The organism is Thermoanaerobacterium thermosaccharolyticum DSM 571 (genome assembly GCF_000145615.1).
Taxonomy (GTDB): Bacteria; Bacillota; Thermoanaerobacteria; order Thermoanaerobacterales; family Thermoanaerobacteraceae; genus Thermoanaerobacterium; species Thermoanaerobacterium thermosaccharolyticum.
Genome location: NC_014410.1, coordinates 310,186 through 330,882 on the forward strand (window position 1 = coordinate 310,186; position 20,697 = coordinate 330,882).

General features: G+C 33.9%; 19 protein-coding genes, 3 CRISPR repeat arrays and 1 riboswitch (1 of these 23 only partly in view). Of the genes, 11 read left to right on the top strand and 8 right to left on the bottom strand.

What is annotated here, in order from left to right:
- A CRISPR array of direct repeats spans window positions 1-1,948; the repeat unit is 30 nt; unit sequence GTTTTTAGCCTACCTATAAGGGATTGAAAC; it begins 772 nt to the left of the window's first position.
- A gap of 194 nt (window positions 1,949-2,142) precedes the next feature.
- From TTHE_RS01580 to TTHE_RS01600, 4 genes are all read left to right on the top strand, one after another.
- Window positions 2,143-2,511, top strand: coding sequence for a hypothetical protein (locus tag TTHE_RS01580; RefSeq protein WP_041587406.1), 369 nt, complete (start codon window positions 2,143-2,145; stop codon window positions 2,509-2,511).
- Between the two features lie 448 nt (window positions 2,512-2,959).
- Entirely contained in the window at window positions 2,960-3,793 is an 834-nt protein-coding gene (locus TTHE_RS01590; RefSeq protein ID WP_013296869.1) for a methyl-accepting chemotaxis protein, read from the top strand.
- A gap of 625 nt (window positions 3,794-4,418) precedes the next feature.
- A complete protein-coding gene (locus TTHE_RS01595) occupies window positions 4,419-4,994 on the top strand; it encodes a Uma2 family endonuclease (protein ID WP_013296870.1) in 576 nt (191 codons plus the stop codon).
- Window positions 4,995-5,071: 77 nt separating this feature from the next.
- Complete coding sequence (locus TTHE_RS01600) at window positions 5,072-5,254, top strand: hypothetical protein (RefSeq protein ID WP_041587408.1); 183 nt, start codon at window positions 5,072-5,074, stop codon at window positions 5,252-5,254.
- Between the two features lie 359 nt (window positions 5,255-5,613).
- A CRISPR array of direct repeats spans window positions 5,614-5,907; the repeat unit is 30 nt; unit sequence GTTTTTAGCCTACCTATGAGGAATTGAAAC.
- 542 nt (window positions 5,908-6,449) lie between these two features.
- On the opposite strand, the gene TTHE_RS01610 is transcribed toward TTHE_RS01600, so the two are convergent.
- Window positions 6,450-7,733: an IS110 family RNA-guided transposase gene (locus TTHE_RS01610; protein WP_013296871.1), complete on the bottom strand. Its 1,284-nt coding sequence runs from the start codon at window positions 7,731-7,733 to the stop codon at window positions 6,450-6,452.
- Between the two features lie 128 nt (window positions 7,734-7,861).
- Window positions 7,862-8,894: a CRISPR direct-repeat array (repeat unit 30 nt; unit sequence GTTTTTAGCCTACCTATGAGGAATTGAAAC).
- 24 nt (window positions 8,895-8,918) lie between these two features.
- Here TTHE_RS01610 and TTHE_RS01615 point away from each other — a divergent pair.
- Entirely contained in the window at window positions 8,919-9,116 is a 198-nt protein-coding gene (locus TTHE_RS01615; RefSeq protein WP_041587409.1) for a hypothetical protein, read from the top strand.
- Window positions 9,064-9,417 carry a hypothetical protein gene (locus tag TTHE_RS01620; protein WP_013296873.1) on the top strand — a complete coding sequence of 118 codons (354 nt, stop codon included), beginning with the start codon at window positions 9,064-9,066 and terminating at the stop codon, window positions 9,415-9,417. The genes TTHE_RS01615 and TTHE_RS01620 overlap by 53 nt, the downstream gene beginning before the upstream one ends.
- A 113-nt stretch (window positions 9,418-9,530) precedes the next feature.
- On the opposite strand, the gene TTHE_RS01625 is transcribed toward TTHE_RS01620, so the two are convergent.
- Window positions 9,531-10,823, bottom strand: a complete 1,293-nt coding sequence (locus TTHE_RS01625; RefSeq protein ID WP_013296874.1) for an SEC-C domain-containing protein — start codon at window positions 10,821-10,823, stop codon at window positions 9,531-9,533.
- A 178-nt stretch (window positions 10,824-11,001) separates the two neighbouring features.
- Window positions 11,002-11,127, top strand: a riboswitch (cyclic di-AMP (ydaO/yuaA leader).
- 111 nt (window positions 11,128-11,238) lie between these two features.
- On the opposite strand from TTHE_RS01625, the gene TTHE_RS01630 reads away from it, so the two are divergent.
- The 4 genes from TTHE_RS01630 to TTHE_RS01645 all read left to right on the top strand — a co-directional run bounded on the left by TTHE_RS01630 (window position 11,239) and on the right by TTHE_RS01645 (window position 15,122).
- Window positions 11,239-12,339, top strand: a complete 1,101-nt coding sequence (locus TTHE_RS01630) for an NAD/NADP octopine/nopaline dehydrogenase family protein (protein WP_013296875.1) — start codon at window positions 11,239-11,241, stop codon at window positions 12,337-12,339.
- The gene (locus tag TTHE_RS01635; protein ID WP_013296876.1) at window positions 12,336-13,988 is read left to right on the top strand and encodes a cobalamin B12-binding domain-containing protein; all 1,653 of its coding nucleotides are present in this window, start codon (window positions 12,336-12,338) and stop codon (window positions 13,986-13,988) included. Before TTHE_RS01630 ends, TTHE_RS01635 begins: the two co-directional genes overlap by 4 nt.
- Window positions 13,989-14,128: 140 nt before the next feature.
- Window positions 14,129-14,782 (top strand): N-acetylmuramoyl-L-alanine amidase family protein, encoded by a 654-nt coding sequence (locus tag TTHE_RS01640; protein WP_013296877.1) that lies wholly within the window; start codon window positions 14,129-14,131, stop codon window positions 14,780-14,782.
- Window positions 14,783-14,786: 4 nt separating this feature from the next.
- On the top strand, window positions 14,787-15,122 hold the full coding sequence (locus TTHE_RS01645; RefSeq protein WP_013296878.1) for a phage holin: 336 nt from the start codon (window positions 14,787-14,789) through the stop codon (window positions 15,120-15,122).
- 62 nt (window positions 15,123-15,184) lie between these two features.
- On the opposite strand, the gene TTHE_RS01650 is transcribed toward TTHE_RS01645, so the two are convergent.
- The gene (locus TTHE_RS01650) at window positions 15,185-16,462 is read right to left on the bottom strand and encodes a solute carrier family 23 protein (RefSeq protein WP_013296879.1); all 1,278 of its coding nucleotides are present in this window, start codon (window positions 16,460-16,462) and stop codon (window positions 15,185-15,187) included.
- 306 nt (window positions 16,463-16,768) lie between these two features.
- Between TTHE_RS01650 and TTHE_RS01655 the strand changes: the two genes are divergently transcribed.
- Window positions 16,769-17,326, top strand: a complete 558-nt coding sequence (locus tag TTHE_RS01655; protein WP_013296880.1) for a hypothetical protein — start codon at window positions 16,769-16,771, stop codon at window positions 17,324-17,326.
- Window positions 17,327-17,340: 14 nt separating this feature from the next.
- On the opposite strand, the gene TTHE_RS01660 is transcribed toward TTHE_RS01655, so the two are convergent.
- Genes TTHE_RS01660 through TTHE_RS01675 form a run of 5 tightly spaced genes read right to left on the bottom strand, consistent with a single transcriptional unit; the run spans window position 17,341 to window position 20,603 of the window.
- Window positions 17,341-18,198, bottom strand: a complete 858-nt coding sequence (locus TTHE_RS01660) for an ABC transporter permease (protein WP_269207946.1) — start codon at window positions 18,196-18,198, stop codon at window positions 17,341-17,343.
- A 9-nt stretch (window positions 18,199-18,207) separates the two neighbouring features.
- Window positions 18,208-18,510, bottom strand: coding sequence for a hypothetical protein (locus TTHE_RS15070; protein ID WP_231292704.1), 303 nt, complete (start codon window positions 18,508-18,510; stop codon window positions 18,208-18,210).
- Window positions 18,482-19,225 (bottom strand): ABC transporter ATP-binding protein, encoded by a 744-nt coding sequence (locus tag TTHE_RS01665; protein WP_013296881.1) that lies wholly within the window; start codon window positions 19,223-19,225, stop codon window positions 18,482-18,484. The genes TTHE_RS15070 and TTHE_RS01665 overlap by 29 nt, the downstream gene beginning before the upstream one ends.
- Window positions 19,226-19,238: 13 nt before the next feature.
- Window positions 19,239-19,982 carry an HlyD family secretion protein gene (locus TTHE_RS01670; protein WP_013296882.1) on the bottom strand — a complete coding sequence of 248 codons (744 nt, stop codon included), beginning with the start codon at window positions 19,980-19,982 and terminating at the stop codon, window positions 19,239-19,241.
- A gap of 6 nt (window positions 19,983-19,988) precedes the next feature.
- On the bottom strand, window positions 19,989-20,603 hold the full coding sequence (locus TTHE_RS01675) for a TetR/AcrR family transcriptional regulator (protein ID WP_013296883.1): 615 nt from the start codon (window positions 20,601-20,603) through the stop codon (window positions 19,989-19,991).
- Window positions 20,604-20,697 lie beyond the last annotated feature (94 nt).

The window sequence follows — 20,697 nt, forward strand, 5'->3', positions numbered from 1 at the left end:
TCCCTGGACATTGGAGCGGCCATGTTTTCGTCGTTTTTAGCCTACCTATAAGGGATTGAAACGCGTCCAAGATCGCCATAAGAATGTCCTTCTGGTGGGTTTTTAGCCTACCTATAAGGGATTGAAACTTAGTAACCTTAAACAATCTCATAGTATCATATCGATGTTTTTAGCCTACCTATAAGGGATTGAAACCCTATGACAGTTAGCATATCCAGTACCTTGTCCGCTTCGTTTTTAGCCTACCTATAAGGGATTGAAACTTGTATCCGTATATCGCTCCGGCCAAGCCGCCGGTAGTTTTTAGCCTACCTATAAGGGATTGAAACTCAATACAGGTTAAGAAATGGAATATCTCACCTGTATGTTTTTAGCCTACCTATAAGGGATTGAAACAATGTTCTAATTGTTTAATTTTGTCATTCATAACATTAAGTTTTTAGCCTACCTATAAGGGATTGAAACAGAAGAATGTCCTCCTGCTTAATTCCTCCGTCTCGCGTTTTTAGCCTACCTATAAGGGATTGAAACCCCTGACCCTTATCCTCCTTGGTGTCGCCCTGATCTTCCGTTTTTAGCCTACCTATAAGGGATTGAAACCATAATCTTCTAAACATTTAAAATTGTCTGATAATAGATGTTTTTAGCCTACCTATAAGGGATTGAAACATAACAAAATACTCCCAAGAATTCCCGCTTTCTGTATCCGTTTTTAGCCTACCTATAAGGGATTGAAACCTTTCTTTCTTTTTTGTGTTCAATGATCCATGTTGGTTTTTAGCCTACCTATAAGGGATTGAAACCATGTTGGCGACTTCTAAAAGCGCTCTATCGCTTGTATAGTTTTTAGCCTACCTATAAGGGATTGAAACAAACCTTCCTCTCCAGAATAAGGCAATGTGTACCACGTTTTTAGCCTACCTATAAGGGATTGAAACACATTTTTAATAGCTCTGAACCAACCTGGAATATGTTTTATGTTTTTAGCCTACCTATAAGGGATTGAAACTTCGTACCAACCAGTCACCAACAGGTTCTGCCAAGAGTTTTTAGCCTACCTATAAGGGATTGAAACCATCTCCAGCTTGTCACCGTTCAATATAGCGACTTGAGTTTTTAGCCTACCTATAAGGGATTGAAACAATAATATGCATAATGGAAAGGCGATATAACAATAAGGTTTTTAGCCTACCTATAAGGGATTGAAACTTATATACTTGTCAGAAAAAATAATAAAATAATAAAAAGTTTTTAGCCTACCTATAAGGGATTGAAACTGATAATATAATTCCGTCTATATAAGAGCCGATATGTTTTTAGCCTACCTATAAGGGATTGAAACTCTGTCAAAGTTATCTTTTTCATTCAAAACATCTCCGGTTTTTAGCCTACCTATAAGGGATTGAAACAATAATATGCATAATGGAAAGGCGATATAACAATAAGGTTTTTAGCCTACCTATAAGGGATTGAAACTTATATACTTGTCAGAAAAAATAATAAAATAATAAAAAGTTTTTAGCCTACCTATAAGGGATTGAAACATGTCAGACCATTTTAATCCCAAGAGTTCACCCCGGCGTTTTTAGCCTACCTATAAGGGATTGAAACCGCCATTCTTCTATTGTAACCACCTCATTATAAATATTGTTTTTAGCCTACCTATAAGGGATTGAAACTATTCATTTACCTGAAATGTTTCAAAAGTTCTATGCCGTTTTTAGCCTACCTATAAGGGATTGAAACATTAATTTTGCTACTTCTGCAACTGTATAAAGTATTTCGTTTTTAGCCTACCTATGAGGGATTGAAACTACCTAAAGAACAAAGCAGAGATGGGCAAAGCAACAAGTTTTTAGCCTACCTATAAGGGATTGAAACTTAGTTCTCCAGTTATTTTGTTATAGTCCCAAATGATGTTTTTAGCCTACCTATAAGGGATTGAATTAGTTAGGAAAAGTAAAATAAAAAATATGTCATTGCATATAATGAGGTGAGAAGTAGAATGAGTGAAATTATTTATTATGGTGCATATGGTTCAAATTTGCTGAGAGAAAGATTTCTTATATATATAATATAAAAGGCGGAGAATATAGAGGTAAAGAATATAGCGGATGTAGAGACAAAACAGAACCAATAGATATGGGTTGGATATATGCTCCTTACAGACTTTATTTTGCAAAATGTTCTCCACTATGGGAAAATAAAGGTGTAGCTTTCCTATCTGGTAAGAAAGAAAAAAATCACGAGTACTATTCAGTTATTAGACTATGGAAGATAACTGAAGAACAATTTTATGAAATCCAAAAACAAGAAGGGAAATGTTGGTATAACCTTATTTTAGAACTTGGTGAAAAAGATGGAGTTAAAATTAAAACAATAACTGGATGTTGGATCGATGAAATACAAGCTCCATCAGAAGAATATTTAAAAGTTATTGAGAAAGGATTAAAAGAAACAACTAATTGGGATGACGAAAGAATAAGGGCATATCTGAAGAAGTTTATGTAAAAATAGGATATTTAAAAATAAAAAGAGTTATACAGCAATAGTATTTTATTGAATTTGGTGTTAAAGAAAAAATTTTGAGAATTTTTATAGAAATTTGTGATATAATCGTTGTATAAATATGAGGCTCTTCTTTGTACGAAGTACTGGGAAAAGCCTCATGAAATACAGAAGAAGATTCTTGATGCAGATAGAAATAAAGTACGTTCAAATCTGCGAGCGATTCGCCGCTACCAAATTAGTAAATTGAAGGGTTTAAAGGTTAAAAAAACATATGGTCAAAATGAATGAGTATAATCACTCACCTAAAAAGGTGGGTGATTTTTTGTTAGTAAATTTTATGTATGTTGAATTTGAAAATGATTTTTTTGACAAAAGTCGTTAATTTTATATAATTTATTATAGAGCTTTGCTATAAGTTAAAAAATTAACGTATTAAGGAGGACTAAACTTGATAACTATATCTAAAAATGAAATGCTTGACTTTTTTCATAAATTAACAGCTTTTTTACCTATACTTTTTGAGGACAGTGTATCCTTTGCTATTGTAGATAATGAAAAGTATTTAGAGATACAAAATTGTGATGAGCTTCCTATTAATGCAGAAGTAGGTGATGCAATTCCAGAAGGTGGTGCAGCCTTTGAAGCCCTTAGAACTGGAAACTACATCATAAAAGATGTACCTAAAGAAGTATATGGAGTACCATTTAAATCATATGCCATCCCTATAAAAGATTATGATAATGCTGTAATTGGAGTTTTTCTTATGGGAAAAAGTTTAGAAAAAAGACATAAAGTATTGTCACTATCAGAAAATCTGGCAGCATCACTTGAACAAATATCTTCAGCTATTCAAGAGGTTTCCTCTGGAGTTGAAATTGTAGTTAATTCCAATACTAAGATATTAGAAGAAGTTGATAAAGCTATTGAAAATGCAAAAGGTACTGATGATATTTTAAATTTTGTTCAAAACATTTCTAAACAAACTAATTTATTGGGACTAAATGCAGCCATTGAAGCCGCTAGAGCTGGTGAAATGGGTAAAGGCTTTAGTGTAGTTGCTGAAGAAATACGAAAATTATCTAATACCAGCAGTGAATCTATAAGGAGAATAGACTCAGTATTAGAAAAAATACAAGAATCTATAAAAAGTATATCTAACAAAATAAATGAATCAAGTTCATTTTTTGAGACCCAAGCTGCTGCCTTTGAAGAAATTACTTCTTCCATAGAGGAATTAAGTGATACATCTCAACTCTTAGAAGAATTAGCAAGGAATTTATAGGATTGTGAAGAAAATAAAATATGATTGTGCTATAAAAGCAGTACGGATTTTTCATTTTCGCTTTGCTCAAAACAAAAATCCGATTTTATAACGCACCTCTGCTTATATTTGCGGAAGTGCTTTTATTTTTTTCAGTATATTTTTATGGTCTTTGTATGAAAAGTACTCTTACGAGTACTTTTTTGGAAATTTGCCTCCCACACTTATTGACCTCAATTTGCAGGTTCTGTTTTTATTCCATGTCGGGAGGCAAATTCAATTTTGATTTAAGCTTGATATCTTGGGTCTTAATGGAGTGGCATACGTCAATTTCATGATTTTGTGATGGAGGATATGGATTATGGAAGTGATTTGTGATTTTATTAAATGGGATAGAGATTTCTTTAAACCAGAAATCAAGATTTTATAATATTTAGAAAAAATAACATTTAAATGGATGTTTATGATATAATATAAGTATAATGTTTCAAGAAAATTCGGATATATTACCACCACATTTTCATGCTATATATGGTAAATATATAGGTATGTTTAAGTGAATACGAACTTTGGGTTAACGGAAAGAGCATAAGTTTAGCTTGATTATAAATGCCAGATAAAAAGTTTTATACAAGGAGGGGTATATATGCCACTACCGAAAGAAAATAAGAAATATACGTATGCTGATTATTTGACATGGCCGGAAGGAGAAAGGTATGAGATAATTGATGGAGTGCCTTATATGCAGGCGGCACCGACATGGCAGCATCAAGCAGTGCTATTGGAGTTGTCAAGACAATTTGCAAATTATTTGCGAAATAAGACTTGCATGGTATTCACTTCACCCTTTGATTTACGTCTGCCAGAGGATAATAACCAAAATGATGATGATGTAACTAATGTCCTACAGCCTGATATAGTTGTTGTGTGCGATAGATCTGGATTGCGAAAGACTGGATATTATGGTACGCCTGATTTGATTGTAGAGATTGTATCGTCATCAAGTATGAGGCGGGACAAATTAGAAAAATTTAATATATATGAGAAATCGGGTGTTAAGGAATATTGGATAGTGGAACCAGAAGGGAAAATTGTAAGTGTGTTTGTTTTACAAGATAGTAAAAGATACGGAAGACCTGAAATATATGCTGACGAAGATAAAGTTAAGGTAACTATTTTTGATGATCTTATAATTGATTTAAAACCGGTATTTGATTATTAGAAAAGAGAAAAGGGATTGTTTTATATGACAGACAATAATTATTATCAAGATTTGTTTAAAAAACCGTATACGGTGTAATGAAATACGATGGAATTGTCATAGGAAGGTTATTTGTAAATCAGCATATAGAAAAAGACTGTCTTTATCATGAAATCAACAAATATAGCAAAAGCACAAAAATATTAGGCATTGGCAGAAAACCTAACATTGTGGAAAAAATACAGGAAAAAGTATTTGAAGTAGCACACAGCTTGTGTTGATGATGTGTTGTCAGATGTACTACTTATTGTATCATAAATTGTAAACAAGCTGTGAACAATTTATAGCCAATTCGTGAACAAAAATAAAAAATACAACATAGATAAGAAAAGTGAAATTGTATAAAGAGGAATTTGAAGAATTATGTAGAATATATTTATATAAAGTTGTTGTATTAAGTAATAATTTGTCGTCTACATTAGATAGTGCAAAAAGTGCTGGGCATCGACGACATTTTAGATATTTATCTTTTAAGCTTTTATTAGGAGAAAGGAGAGTTTGCGTCATTATCAAGGATGATAGCTTGACATTAACCTGATTTTTTGCAAAAAGAGAATGGCTTTGTAAAAGGAAGTGAAAGGTTTTTAGCCTACCTATGAGGAATTGAAACAATGCAATTGATAATAAAGTAAACAATATGCAGATTGTTTTTAGCCTACCTATGAGGAATTGAAACTGTAAGTAAGTTGATGAAGAGCCAGTAACATCTGAGTTTTTAGCCTACCTATGAGGAATTGAAACTTTTGCATTTATATTTGCTCTCGATTTCTCTTATATAGTTTTTAGCCTACCTATGAGGAATTGAAACAATAAATGACTTAGAAAAGACATCTTATGCAAGCACGTTTTTAGCCTACCTATGAGGAATTGAAACCTAACTCTTTCATACTATTACCTCCCTCTATAATCTTTGATTTTCTTTTAATATCTCACTCATTCTCAAATTTTCATGATCTTCAAAGGAGCCCTCATGTATATTAATGCTATTTATTCATTAATTTTACATATGATAGGTATCCCAAATAAGCTTCTGTTGTTTTTCCATATTTTGGCCTATGAATTCCACTTAAGCTCATGTGGCATACCCTCCCATGTCTCACAGGATCTTTGTCCTTAATTCCTTCGTTCTGCCTTACATGAGGTGGATGTCAGTTATGCTCCCTTGCTGGGTCTTAAGCCCTTATGGTGAAATTACCAACCTGACAATTCCGGCTCTCTTTGTCAATCTTCGAATTTTTAAATTGAGTTTTAAATCTTTATTTGCTTTATTTTTAGCACCGCTTAATTATCCAAACCATCGCAGGAGCGAGGCTGTCAAGGGTCAGCTTTGTGAAGTGAAACGCAGCAAAGCTGAGACGTGGTCCTTGCCCTTGACTGACGAGGGACTGCGGTGTATCATCACCACAGCGGTGCAATTTATGCAGCATTCCTAATCTCTGGTCTTTTTATATCTCTTAACATCTTATTTCCGTTGTATTTTACTCCTTTTTTCAGTATGACAAAAAATACTCTGATTAGCTTGCAGCATAAAACTATCATTGACTGTTTCTTTTTAAGCGGGTTTTCTTTTCTTGTGGTGTAGTATTTGTGTAATTCCTGAAATTCTTTATTGTTTGCAAGTATTGGCATTATCATTTTGTATAGAGCACTTCTTAGCCTCCTTCTTCCTCTTTTGCTTATGGTGGTTTGCCCTTTATGCTGTCCTGAACTATTCTCTACCAGATTGTAACCCGCAAGCTTCTGTATTTGTTTTGGATGCTCATATCTTGTTATATCGCCAACTTCAGCAATAAATATTGCTGCTGTTATTACTCCTACACCTTTTATACTTAGCATTTCATTAGCACCAGGTACTTGCATGAAAAGTTCTTCTATTTTGCTTTCTATTTTTTTTAACTGTTTTACAAGCATTTCGTACTGTTCAAGTATAATTTTTATCTCTATCTCTGCCATCTCAATGCCATCTCTTTTACCAACACTTTGACTGGCAGCTTCTATAAGCTTTAAAGCCCTCTTTGCACCTACAGCACGATTAATTTCCTTTTTCCAAGCTGCAAGTATTTCCTCAGCTCCAATACCTAATATCTTTGCAGGCGTTGGAAATTCTTTTAACGTTATCAGTGCTGCTTTCCCTTCCCAATCTGCAAAAACTTTATTAAACTCAGGAAAGTATATATCAAGCCATCTTGCAACTCGGTTCTTTATCTTGTTTAAATCCTTTGTAAGCATCTCTCTTATGTCCACTGCAATTCTAAGTTCGCTGTATATACCCTCAGGTATATTAGGTTCAACATATCTTCCATCTTTAACTAGCATTGCAATTGTCTTAGGGTCTTTCCTGTCATTTTTAGTTGGCGAGTTATCATCAAATTCCTTACTTCTCTTTACATGGAATGGATTTACCAGTACCACCTTATGGTTCTTATCTCTAAGAAACTGTGCAAAGCAGAGCCAATAATGGCCTGTTGGTTCCATGCCAACCATCAGATGCTCTTTGTTGCTTTTATTCATAATATCTGCAGCCCATTTTAAAAATCTTTTCATTCCATCAATGTCATTGCTAAATTCAATACGCTTACCGTATTCTATTCCTCTGAAATCGAAAGCTCTAGCGTGATGTATCTCTTTAGCAATGTCTACACCTACAATTAATGTCTTTTCTGTTATTTGCATTATTTTTGTATTTTGGTTATACTTCATATTAGGTACCTCCTTGTTATTTGAGAGTCGTGTTCATGAACAATCGACATCTTGTATTTTATCAGGAGGTACTTTTTATTTCAAATCTTATATTTCTTTATTACAGGAATGCTCCCTAAAATTTTTAAGTTTTTAGCCTACCTATGAGGAATTGAAACTTTCAAATTCGACTTTTTGCACTTCTTATAACCTCTGTTTTTAGCCTACCTATGAGGAATTGAAACCGTCCCAAGCGTTGCAGATCCATACATAATACAGCGTGTTTTTAGCCTACCTATGAGGAATTGAAACCTTGGCATGTTCAAGGATAAAGTTGATGTAAACGTGGATGGTTTTTAGCCTACCTATGAGGAATTGAAACATTGCTTCTATAAGTTTAAACTGGACCATCTCGGCTTTTGTTTTTAGCCTACCTATGAGGAATTGAAACTTTTTCTCCTGACTGATGCCATACTTCTTCCTAAATCGTTTTTAGCCTACCTATGAGGAATTGAAACCAATTATATGTTATGTTTAGTTACAAGTCAATTTTAAGTTTTTAGCCTACCTATGAGGAATTGAAACATTCAAACAGTTAATTGAACTTATAGAAAAACTTTAGTTTTTAGCCTACCTATGAGGAATTGAAACCTTAGTACAATTGCCGACACACAAAACCTATATAAAGTTTTTAGCCTACCTATGAGGAATTGAAACATAGATCACACGGCCCCAGGGGATATAAATGTGACAGTTTTTAGCCTACCTATGAGGAATTGAAACGTGTTTCGGCAGACATACCGTAAATGATACCAAATGGTTTTTAGCCTACCTATGAGGAATTGAAACAGTAGCCAATATGTGTGTATACCATTACCGCTATTAATTTTTAGCCTACCTATGAGGAATTGAAACTTGGATTCCGCATATGGCCAACACATAGGAAACTCAAGTTTTTAGCCTACCTATGAGGAATTGAAACAAACTAACAGGCATAGAAGAATATTTAAAAAAGATACAGTTTTTAGCCTACCTATGAGGAATTGAAACTGTCAGCAGGTAATTTCCATTCTAGAATCCATCTGGTTTTTAGCCTACCTATGAGGAATTGAAATGCAAAATAGACGTATTTGCCGATACGTCTATTTTGTTGTTTTTAGCCTACCTATGAGGGATTTATTTGCATATAGTGAGGTGAGAAGAAAAATGAGTGAAATTATTTATTATGGTGCGTATGGGTCAAATTTGCTAAGAGAAAGGTTTCTTATATACATAAAAGGTGGAGAATATAGAGGCAAAGAATATAGAGGATGCAGAGATAAAACAGAACCAATAGATATGGGCTGGATATATGTTCCTTTACAGGCTTTATTTTGCAAGATGTTCTCCACGATGGGAAAATAAAGGTGTAGCTTTCTTATTTGACGAGAAAGAAGAAAATCCCGAGTACTATTCAGTCATTAGACTGTGGAAGATAACAGAAGAGCAGTTTTATGAAATCCAAAGACAAGAAGGCGGTTGGTATAACCTTATTTTAGAACTTGTTGAAAAAGATGGAATTGAAATTAAAACGATAACTGGACGCTGGAGAGATAAAAAACAAGCTCCATCAGAAGAATATTTAGAAGTCATTAAGAAAGGATTAAAAGAAACGACCAATTGGGATGATGAAAGAATAGAGGCATATGTGAAAAAGTTCATGTAAAAATAAAAAATGAAAATCATTATTAAATTAATTAAAATCATGACCACCTGTAAAACAGATGGTCATGATTAATATACTTTCATTATATTTTTTAATACAAATGAGTTGAAGCGCTAAAATTTTATATCTAAGTTGGCCAGAATATCACTGCTTATTTTACTCATCGTATTTTTTAAATCACCGTAAATTTTTTTAAATAGATCCACTATTTGTTCTAAACCATTTTTCTTTAAGTAAACTATGTATTCATCTAAGATTTCATCCGAAATTAAGTCTTGTAATTTTACTTCTTTGTCTATGCCCTCTACTTTTGCAGGCAAATTATTCAAAGTTCTTAAAATATTTACTTTCATTATTTGTTCAAATATTTCCATATTCCAATGATTAATAGGCAGACTTAAAAGTGACAGAACATTTTCAAAAGACATTTTTACCTTCTCGTCATTTATACTTTCAGATTTTAATTCTAAGCTCGTGAGGATAGTCTTTAAAGCTTTTTCATAAATAATTAGCTCTTTATAAAGTAAGTTTTGTAATACCTCATCAAATAATGAATCGTAAAATTCAGTGGGTGTCTTAAAGTCAAATAAAAATGATGATAAAATTCTATGATAGAATTTAAGCAAAAACAGATATACTATGAAAAAAGGAATATCTATGCGCTCATCTAAAACATAAGCCAAATCATTTGTAATAGTATCAAACATTTTACTGCTTAGATATTCATTGAATGATGGATACTTCGAAGCTATGTCATAGATTTTATCCATAGTCTTAGTACCATTTATAGCGTGTATTTCTTCCAGAGCCTTAGCTATCTCAATCATAGTAGCTCCTATTGCCACTTTTACTAATGTATTATATTCATCTAATATAGATATCCGTATTAAAAGAAAAAGATCCTTTATTTCTTTTTCATTAAAATTAAAATTTTGCAACTCAAAAGCAATACTTAAAAGAATTTCTTCAACTAAATTTTCTTCTACAATCTCTTTTAAGAGATTATCTACATCTAATTCATTTCCTATTTCAATATCCTTTAAAAGGTCGCCAGGTACTCTTACTTTTTTTAATCTTTTATCTTCAGCTATATTTCTGGTCATTTTTCTAAGAAATTGTATGTAATCATCATTTGTATAATTGTCTTCTGTTTCGAATGTCTCTAAAATCAATTTGACAATTTTATCAGCTTTAAAAGATTTATTCTTTTCAGATAGATTTGCTCCATAAAGTATACTTACGATTTTAATAAACTCAACATCATCTGAAAAAAGATTAACCTCATTAGACAAGGAATTTGTCAAAGTTTTTTTTATTTCTTCGATGTTATTCATACAACACTTTTTATATTTTTTCCCGCTACCACAGATACAATCATCATTTCTGCTAATGTCAAATATTTTCATGTTTAATATCCTCCCATTTTTTAGACTAGTTTAATTTTAAACAAATATCTTATAAATTTCAATTCCTCTTTTTAAAGAGTTGCATATTTTATAGACACAGTTTTGTTACAAAATTTACATTTTTTTAATATATTTGCAAATGAGATTTTGATATGGTATAATGTAATTAGTTTAATAATATGCTATAACGCTGAATTCGTAAGAAGCGGGAAAACCAATTTCAGGGGTGAATCCATTTAATATGGAAGGGTTATCTTTCAACCCTAACCCGTCAGCTAACCTCGTAAGCGTTGAAAGAGGAGGAAATAGCATGGATAGATTCGGTTTTGTTGTTGCCTTCTATTAGAACCGGGTTCAAGCTGTAGATTTTCTCTATGGCTTTTTTAATACCCAAAAATAGAAGGAGGCTTTATGGATGAACTTACCATCATTTTCTGTCATTGGAGCTGGTAACGGCGGTCAGGCAATGGCAGCACACCTTTCACTAATGGGATTTACGGTTAATCTTTACAACAGAACTCGCGAAAAATTGATTCCTATCTTAAATAATGGGGGCATATATCTTGAAGGGGCAGTCAGCGGATTTGCTAAACTAAATATGATTACTGATAGCATAGAAGATGCAATAAGAGATACAGATATAATCATGGTAACTATTCCAGCATCGGGTCATAGTGATGTTGCATATGAAATGCTTCCATATCTAAAAAGTGGGCAAATAATTGTTTTAAATCCTGGAAGAACTTTTGGAGCAATTGAGTTTTACAATATTATAAGGGCCAGAAGTGATTTAAATGTAGTCATAAGCGAGACAGATACATTTATATATGCTTGTAGATCGAATGATGGCAGAGGGAAAATTTTTAGAATAAAAGATGTCGTATCATTAGCATCTATACCATCATGGAAGACAAATTACGTCGTTGATTTGCTGAAATTGGCTTATACACAGATAGTTCCAGCTGAAAATGTTTTAGAGACAAGTTTAAATAATATAGGTTCTATTTTTCATCCGGCACCTATACTATTAAATTCTGCACGAATAGAGACTACAGAGGGAAGCTTTCAATATTATTTGGAAGGTATATCTCCATCAGTTGCAAAGATATTGGAAAGAATGGATAGAGAAAGGGTTGCAGTAGCACATGCATTGGGCGTAAATGCAATTACAGCGTTAGATTGGTTAAAAGATACGTATGGTGTTGTTTCAGATAATTTATATGAGGCAATCCAAAATACAGATGCATACAAAGGATTACTAGCACCAAGGACACTAGACTGCAGGTACATTTTTGAAGATGTTCCCATGAGCTTAGTCCCAATTTCTTCAATTGGAAGGCAGTTAGGGGTTTCGACACATACTATTGATTCTATAATTCATTTGGCATCATGTATGCATGAAAAAAATTACTGGAAGATAGGGCGGACGGTAGTAAAGCTAGGATTGGATGGCAAAAGTGCAGCAGAAATAAAAGAAATAGTAGAAGGTGTAAAGGAGGAGAGCACTGTCGCATGAAAAGATTAATTATAGCTGCTTCGATTGAGAATGACGTTCACGTTGCTGGCGTTTATAAATTTTTACGGCTTGCAGAGAGCGAAGGATTTGATATTCAGTTTTTAGGCCCTGCAACGCCAATTGATAAACTTGTAGAAATTATACGGTTAAGAAAACCTGACATAGTTGGAATAAGTTATAGATTGACTCCTGATTCACTTAAATCCATATTAGATGTTCTTAAAAGCAGGATAAAAGAATACAATCTTAATGGCATTAGATGGATATTTGGCGGTACGGAACCAAATTGCATAGTTGCCAAAGAATCAGGTATTTTTGAGGAAGTTTTTGACGGAACTTCAGGTGATGAATTTACAATTTCGTATTTGAAAGGACAAAAAGTCTTAGCCGATGAAGTGGAGTATGGGCAGGATATAGTTGATAGAATTGAAAGAAATTATCCTTATCCTGTAATAAGACATCACTTTGGCCTGCCGTCGTACAAGGATACACTTGCCGGCATAAAAAAGATTGCGTCAGAAAAAGTTCTCGATGTGATATCAATAGCACCTGATCAAAATACACAGGAGCACTTTTTTGATAAAAAGTATAATACTGCACTTGATGGTGCAGGAGGTGTGCCAATAAGGTCAGAAGAAGAATTTAAAAAACTTTACGATGAATCAAGGCGTGGAAATTATCCATTGCTTAGATGCTACAGTGGGACAAATGACGTTTTTAAAATGGCTAAAATGCTAAAGGATACGATAAACAATGCATGGGCTGCTATACCCCTTTGCTGGTACAATGTATTAGATAGCAGGGGACCTAGACAGGTTGAAGAATCTATAAGAGAGAACCAAAAGCTGATGAAGTGGCATGCCGACAGAAATATACCTGTAGAAGTCAATGAAGCACATCACTGGGGACTTAGGGATGCACATGATGCCATTTATGTGGCGGCAAGCTATCTTGCAGCATATAATGCTAAAAAAATGGGTGTTAAAAACTATATAGCACAGTTTATGTTTAATGTTCCACCAGCTACATCGCCTAAAATGGATCTTGCTAAGATGTTGGCATCTATAGAGCTTGTTGAAAGCCTTCAGGACGATAACTTTAGAGTGTTTAGACAGGCTAGGGCAGGGCTTGCAAGCATGCCGCAGGATCTTTTTGAGGCGAAAGGGCAACTTGCTTCAAGTGCATATCTCTCCATGGCTATAAAACCTCATATATATCATGTTGTAGGTTTTTGTGAAGCCCATCATGCTGCAACGCCAGATGATATAATAGAAAGTGTAAAGATTGTAAAAGCTGTAATAAAAAATACCTTATCTGGCATGTTCGATTTTACTCAAGATTTAGATGTTTTAAAGAGGAAAGAGGAACTTATAAACGATGCAAAAGTGATACTTAATGGTATAAGAGAGCTTAATACATTGTGCAGCGATCCGCTGTCAGATCCTCATACCTTATCGTTAGCGATAAAATTAGGCATATTGGACGCGCCGCATCTTAAAGGGAATAAAAGTGCAAGTGGTGCACTGCAGACGAAAGTTATAAATGGAGCATGCTACGCATTTGACTACGAAAATAATAGAGTGATAGAGGAAGAAGAGAGAGTCTTTAATATAATTCAAAACTATCAAAAGATGATAATTGTGGCGTAAAACTAAAATTTATAAAACATATAGATCGGAATATACCAAAAGTGTATATCCGATTTTTTTATGCAATCAATATATAAATTTTTTTATCCAAAAACATATTATAGAAGAAGTAAATATTTAAAGTGAAAGGAGGGTTTTAATTGCTGATTGTTGTAGATCCCGGACACGGAGGGCTTGATAGCGGTGCTGTTGGAAATGGATTTTTTGAAAAGGATATAAACTTAAGTGTATCTCTTAAATTGAGAGACATCTTAGAGGCAAATAATGTAGATATAATCTTGACAAGAGATAAAGATATTACATTGGGACTTAGCGAGAGGTGTGACATTGCCAATAAAAACAAAGCAGATTATTTTATATCAATCCATTGTAACAGTTTTAAAGATTCTACTGCAAAAGGAACAGAAACTTATTCATATCCTGGAAGTATTTCTGGAGGAAAATTAGCTAAAAGTATACAGCAAGCTATAGTGACAAATTTAAATACAGTAGACAGAGGTGTAAAGACCGCTAACTTTTACGTTTTGCATCATACAAACATGACGGCAGTATTGGTTGAATTAGGATTTATAACCAACAAGGAAGATTTAGACCTGATTTTAAACAAACGAAATCTATTTGCGATATCAATATCAAATGGGATATTAAATAACATAGGACTTAAGCAAATAAGCAAATCGGATTCAATTGAAAAATTACACCAGATGGGCTTTATTTCTGACTATTACGATCCTGAAAGTTATGTAAAATGGAAAGATATTGCAGATGCATTATTAAAGATTATAGGAGGTTGAGAAAATGAGGGATCTTATTATGACAATATTGACTGCAGGGCTGCAGCTTGTAATACTTGCCACATTAGGGTATGTCATAAATTTCTTGTATTCTAAAATAGGAACTGAAAAAACAAAAAGGTATTTTGAGATAGCAAAGATGATTGTAAGGGGAGTAGAACAAGAATTTGGTGCAGGAAATGGCGCAGATAAAAAGGCAGAAGCGGTAAACCTCATAAAGAAAATAGTAGGAAACAAGCTTACAGAGGAGGAAATAGACAAATTGATAGAAGCGGCTGTATTTGAGATGAACTACGTATTAAATCTAAAAGGACTTAGCACCACAAGCAAAAAAACTTGATTTAAAAAGAAAAAAGGACTGTTGCAAAACTACGTTAAAATAGTTTGCGACAGTCCTTTTTTTTACGCTTGTGTGATGACGCTGTCATCTTTTACTTTCGATTTTTCACCTTTTGGTTTTGTAAGTTTAATTTTAGGAAGCACCAAATTTAGGATTATGCCTGCTAGTGTTGCAGGACCGACGCCTTCAAACACGAAATTTCCTAATCCTATTTTGATGCCGCCAACTCCAAGAGTCAAGATTACTGATGCTATTATCAAATTTCGACTATCAGAAAAATCAACCTTATTTTCTACTAACGTTCTTATACCTGCGGCTGCAATCATCCCAAATAGGATTATGGTGACACCGCCCATTACAGCTTGTGGTATAACCTGTATAAGTGCTCCTATCTTTTGAATAAAGCTTAGAAGTATCGCTATGACAGCGGCACCTTCTATGACTCTTGAGCTGTATACTTTTGTCATAGCCAATACACCGATATTTTCACCATACGTCGTGCTTGGCGGACCGCCAAACAGTGCAGCTATTGACGTTGCTAAGCCATTTCCCAGCATTACTCTATGAAAACCTGGATCTTTTATCAAGTCTTTATCGACTATATTTCCTATTACAAGAACGTGACCTAAATCTTCGATTATAGCGACTAATGCCAAAGGTGCAATCAATGTCACAGCACCCCATGCAAGCACAGGTGAATGACCAACGAGAAATGAAAATTTCGGTACAGCAATCCACGATGCTTTTAAAACGGGAGAAAAATCTACAAGACCTCTGAATATGGCGAAGATGTATCCGCCGATAGTTCCTAATAGGATTGGTATAACTTTCATGAATCCTTTTCCAAACATGCTGAAGATTATGACGAGTGCGGCTGTAACTAAAGCCGTAGGTAGATCTTTTTGTGCTTCTTGTATCGCTGTAGGTGCTAAGCTTAAGCCTATGATCATTACAACAGGACCTACTACTACAGATGGAAGAATCCTTTCAATCCAGTCTATGCCGGTTAAGCTTATTATTATGAAAACTGCCACGTAAACAAGTCCTGCGGCTATCATGCCGGTGAAAGCTCCTCTTACGCCGTAAGCTTTGGTTGCTGCGATTATAGGAGCTATAAATGCAAATGATGATCCTAAGTATGCAGGAACTTTTCCCTTTGTCATTAAGTGAAATATCAATGTGCCAAGACCTGATGTAAATAATGTTACGGCAGGATCTAATCCTGTCAAAAGCGGTACAAGTATTGTTGCACCAAACATTGCGAAGACATGCTGAAAAGACAGGGGGACAGCTTCATTGATAGGGGGTACATCTTGTATACCGTAAAATTTGTTCTTCATGACGATTCCTCCTTTAATTTTTGGCATAAAAAAACCCTCTCAAGGAGGACAAACATATAGGGATATGCAGAAATATCGTTCCTCCTTTTTAGCCTCACTGGACTAATTTTAAAGGGTCTTATTAAACTACACAAATTATAACATAAGAAAATTAGATTGTCTATATGATATTTTAAAGTTGCAATTTGTGCTGTTAAAACAAAAGCGTTAAAAATGTCGAGAACTTACAAAAATCTTTTGTTGGAACGACTTACAAAAAGTTTTAAAATAGAAATGTAAAGATTTTTGATGGGATGTGGATATTTAATGATAGTTAAATTAAAAAATAGAAAGTTACTATATTTATTTATATCGATAAATATATTGATAATAATTTTATTATCAATAATAATTTCTAAATATTTTATCTATAAACACGAATTGGTTTATCTTTACCATTATGCGAATCTAATGGATGAAAATAGAGCAATTTTAGAAAGTGTGAAATTTAAGGATTTTCATGATGAACAATTGATAGAAGATAGTTATAAGAATTTAGAGCAATTTGTGCAATATAATAATTTATATATTTTAAAAGGAAAACTGAATAATAAAAATGTTGGATATTTTGAATATGGTTTCCTTCATAATGTAAAAGAAGCAACAGATAAAGTTATTAGTGATATATATAATAACAAAGTTAATATACGGGATGAAAGTTATATAAAAGATATGTCAAGTAAATATGATATTTTATTTAATGAGTATATTAAATTTATTAAGGAATCAAACTTTATAAATTTGAAATATTCAAAACTTGAAAATGCATCAAGAATATACGAAATTATGAATAATATTTCGTCTGAGTTTATTAATGCCCGATGATTGGAGAAAGAGGCTTAGTCAAGCCTCTTTCTGAATCTTAGTACAGCGATTAAGAGCAGTGCAAATCCCATTGATGTCATGACTATGATTTGGCTTAATAATATGTTTGCGTTGACTCCTTTTATTATGATTCCTCTCAATATGTCAAGGAAATATGTGAGTGGAATAATATCACTTATTGCTCTTATGACAGAGGGCATTTGCTCTCTCGGGAATATGAAGCCTGATAAAATTATTGTAGGCAACAGTGCCATAAAAGCTCCTTGCATTGCCTGTGTCTGAGTTTTTGCCGCTGTCGATATAAGCATGCCTATAGCGAGAGCACATATTATAAAGTCAAAGCCTAAAAGGAGCAGTAAAAATATGCTGCCACTTACGGGGACGCGGAACCAATAAATGCTTAAGGCAAGAACCATCAAAAAATCTGTATATCCAATTAAAATATACGGTATCAATTTTCCTATCATAAGCTCTACTGACTTTATAGGAGTCACGATAAGCTGTTCCATTGTGCCTTTTTCTTTTTCCCTTACTAAGGCAAATGCCGTCAATATTATCGTTATATTTTGCATTACTAATCCAAGAAGTCCCGGTATGGTAAATATCAATGTGTTTAAATCGGGGTTGTATTCGACTTTTGTACTTAAGTCTATACCTATATTAGGTATGTGCATACCTTTCTTGGACAATTCTTCCTCTGTATTTTTGTTTGAGAAGTACTGGGCGACCATTATACCGCTGGACAATGCGGTCCGTGCTGTTGTAGGATCGGAACCGTCGATTTTAAGCAATGCATTCGTCATCTTATTTTTATATTGAGAGAAATCTGGCGGAATGATAAGTCCTGCTTTAACTTTTCCTGTATCAAGCAGATTGTTGAGCTAATCCATATTGTTTACATAATAATCGGGATTGAAGTATAGGGAATTTCTATATGCATCAATAAAACCACGACTTTCTTGCGTTTTGCTTTGATCAAATACTGCCATTGGTATATGATCTACTTCTGTAGAAACGGCGTAACCGAAGAGAAAAAGCATAGCAAGAGGCATTATTATTGATATGACTAGACTTGGTTTATCCCTTTTTATCTGTATAAATTCCTTTTTTATTATAGCAAAAAGCCTTGAAATACTCATATCTACTATCCTTTCATTACAATTTGTCCATACCACCATGTTCATTGACATATTTTATAAAGACATCCTCCAGGTTGTTTGAATTGTTTTCTCTGATGATTTCTGAAGGTGTGCCAAACGTCAAAAGATGGCCGTTAAACATGAATGCGACAAAATCACTTTCTTGAGCTTCTTCCATGTAGTGGGTTGTGACTAATACAGATAGCCCTTCTGATGTGAGCTTTTTTATTGTGTTCCAGAAAAGCCTCCTTGAGACAGGATCGACACCAGATGTCGGTTCATCAAGTATGACAAATTTTGGATTGTGCAAAAGGGCACATCCAAGAGCCAACCTTTGCTTCCATCCTCCGGATAGTGTGCCAACTATTTGGTTCTCACGGTCATGTAATTCCATCATGTCGATTATAATTTTTTCTCTCTCGATTCTTTCTTTTTTGTCAAGCCCATATATACTGGAGTAAAAATCCATATTTTCTTTAACAGTCAAATCCTCATAAAGGCTGAATTTCTGTGACATGTATCCGATAGACTTCTTTATCTTTTCACTTTCCTTTACAATGTCGAAGCCCAGGACTGTGCCGTGACCAGATGTGGGTTTTATTATTCCGCATATCATTCGTATCGTTGTTGATTTTCCCGATCCATTAGGACCTAATAGGCCGAAGATTTTACCTGACGGAACTTTAATTGAAAGCTTATCTACGGCAGTGATGCTGCCAAAGCGTTTTGTCAGATCTTTTAATTCTATAACATAGTCCATTCTATCACCTTCATCATATAGTCACATCTGCCAGCATTCCAGGCTTTAACTCTTTAACATTGTCTTTTATTTGTATTTTTACCTCATATACGATGTCTTCTTTTGAAGATTCTGTAGTAGTATTTTTAGGTGTAAATTCACCGTTTGGAGAAATGTACACGACTTTACCACTTATTTTTTTATTGATTGAGTTTACGTTTACTGTTACATCTTTATTAAGAGATACTTTGTATAAATATTTTTCTGGGACGTATATTTTAATCCAAAGATTGTTTAGATCAGATACTTCAGCTATACTTCCGCCTGGAGTCTCTATTTCTCCCACATTAAAATATATGTCTGTAATAGTACCACTAATGGGAGCTGTTATGGTGCCTTTTTTTACCATTAGATTAGACAAATCGTAAGCTGCTTGAGCTTGTTCTACCTTAAGATTTGCAATATCTGCCTGTTCCTTAGGCCCGTTTTTAATTTGCTCATAATTTAATTTTGCCATATCGAGAGCTGCCTTTGCTTCTTTTGCCTGCTCTTCATATTGGCTGACATCAAGCAAAGCTATTTTGTCTCCCTTTTTAACTTGTTCACCTGTACTAACGTATAAATCTACGATACGCCCAGAAATTTCTGACTGAACGTTTACCGTTGTTGATTCAATTGTTCCAGAATATTTATTTTCATCTGAATTTGTATTTGAACATCCTGAGACAATGAATAGTGATATGGATATCAATGCTATAAACGCCATTAAACGCTTCATAGATTACTACTCCTTTCTCGATTTTATGCCATTCATAAAGATCTCTACGATCATCCTGATTTCTTTGTCCACGTCTTTTGATTTTTTGTCATCCGGGAGAAATTGCTGCTCAGCAATAAGCATCATTATAGAACCAAACAGTGAGCGGACAACAGTACGTGGAGACAAGCCCCTAAATATTCCCTTTTCGACACCTTTTTGATAAAATTCTTCTCCTATTTCCAGTGTCTTTATTGCAACGTGTTCAACTAGTCTTTCGCGTATTTTTTCTTTTGTCAATGCTTCTGTGCCTATTACTTTGATTATTGAAAAATTTTTTGTGATCATTTCATACCTGTCTTTCAAAAGGTCAAAAAGAATTTCTTCTTCCGGTTTTTCAGTATGGAGTATTTTGTTAAGAGGCAATACGATAAACTTTTCAGAAAAAAATTGGATAGCTTTTGTGACTATCGACATAAGTATATCTTTTTTTGTCTTGAAGTACCTAAATATAGTTCCTTCTGCGATGCCTGCATTTTTGGCTATCTCGCTTGTCTTTGTGCTGTCAAATCCCTTTTCGCTAAAAAGTTCAATTGATGCATTTATGATTTTTTCTTCCGTTGTAATATCATCTTTTTTCATTTATGCACCTCCTAAGTGAGTGCTCACTCATTTTTATTTATTATATTCTACGATGAAAAGATTGTCAATATGATAAAAAATTAGATTGTACCCG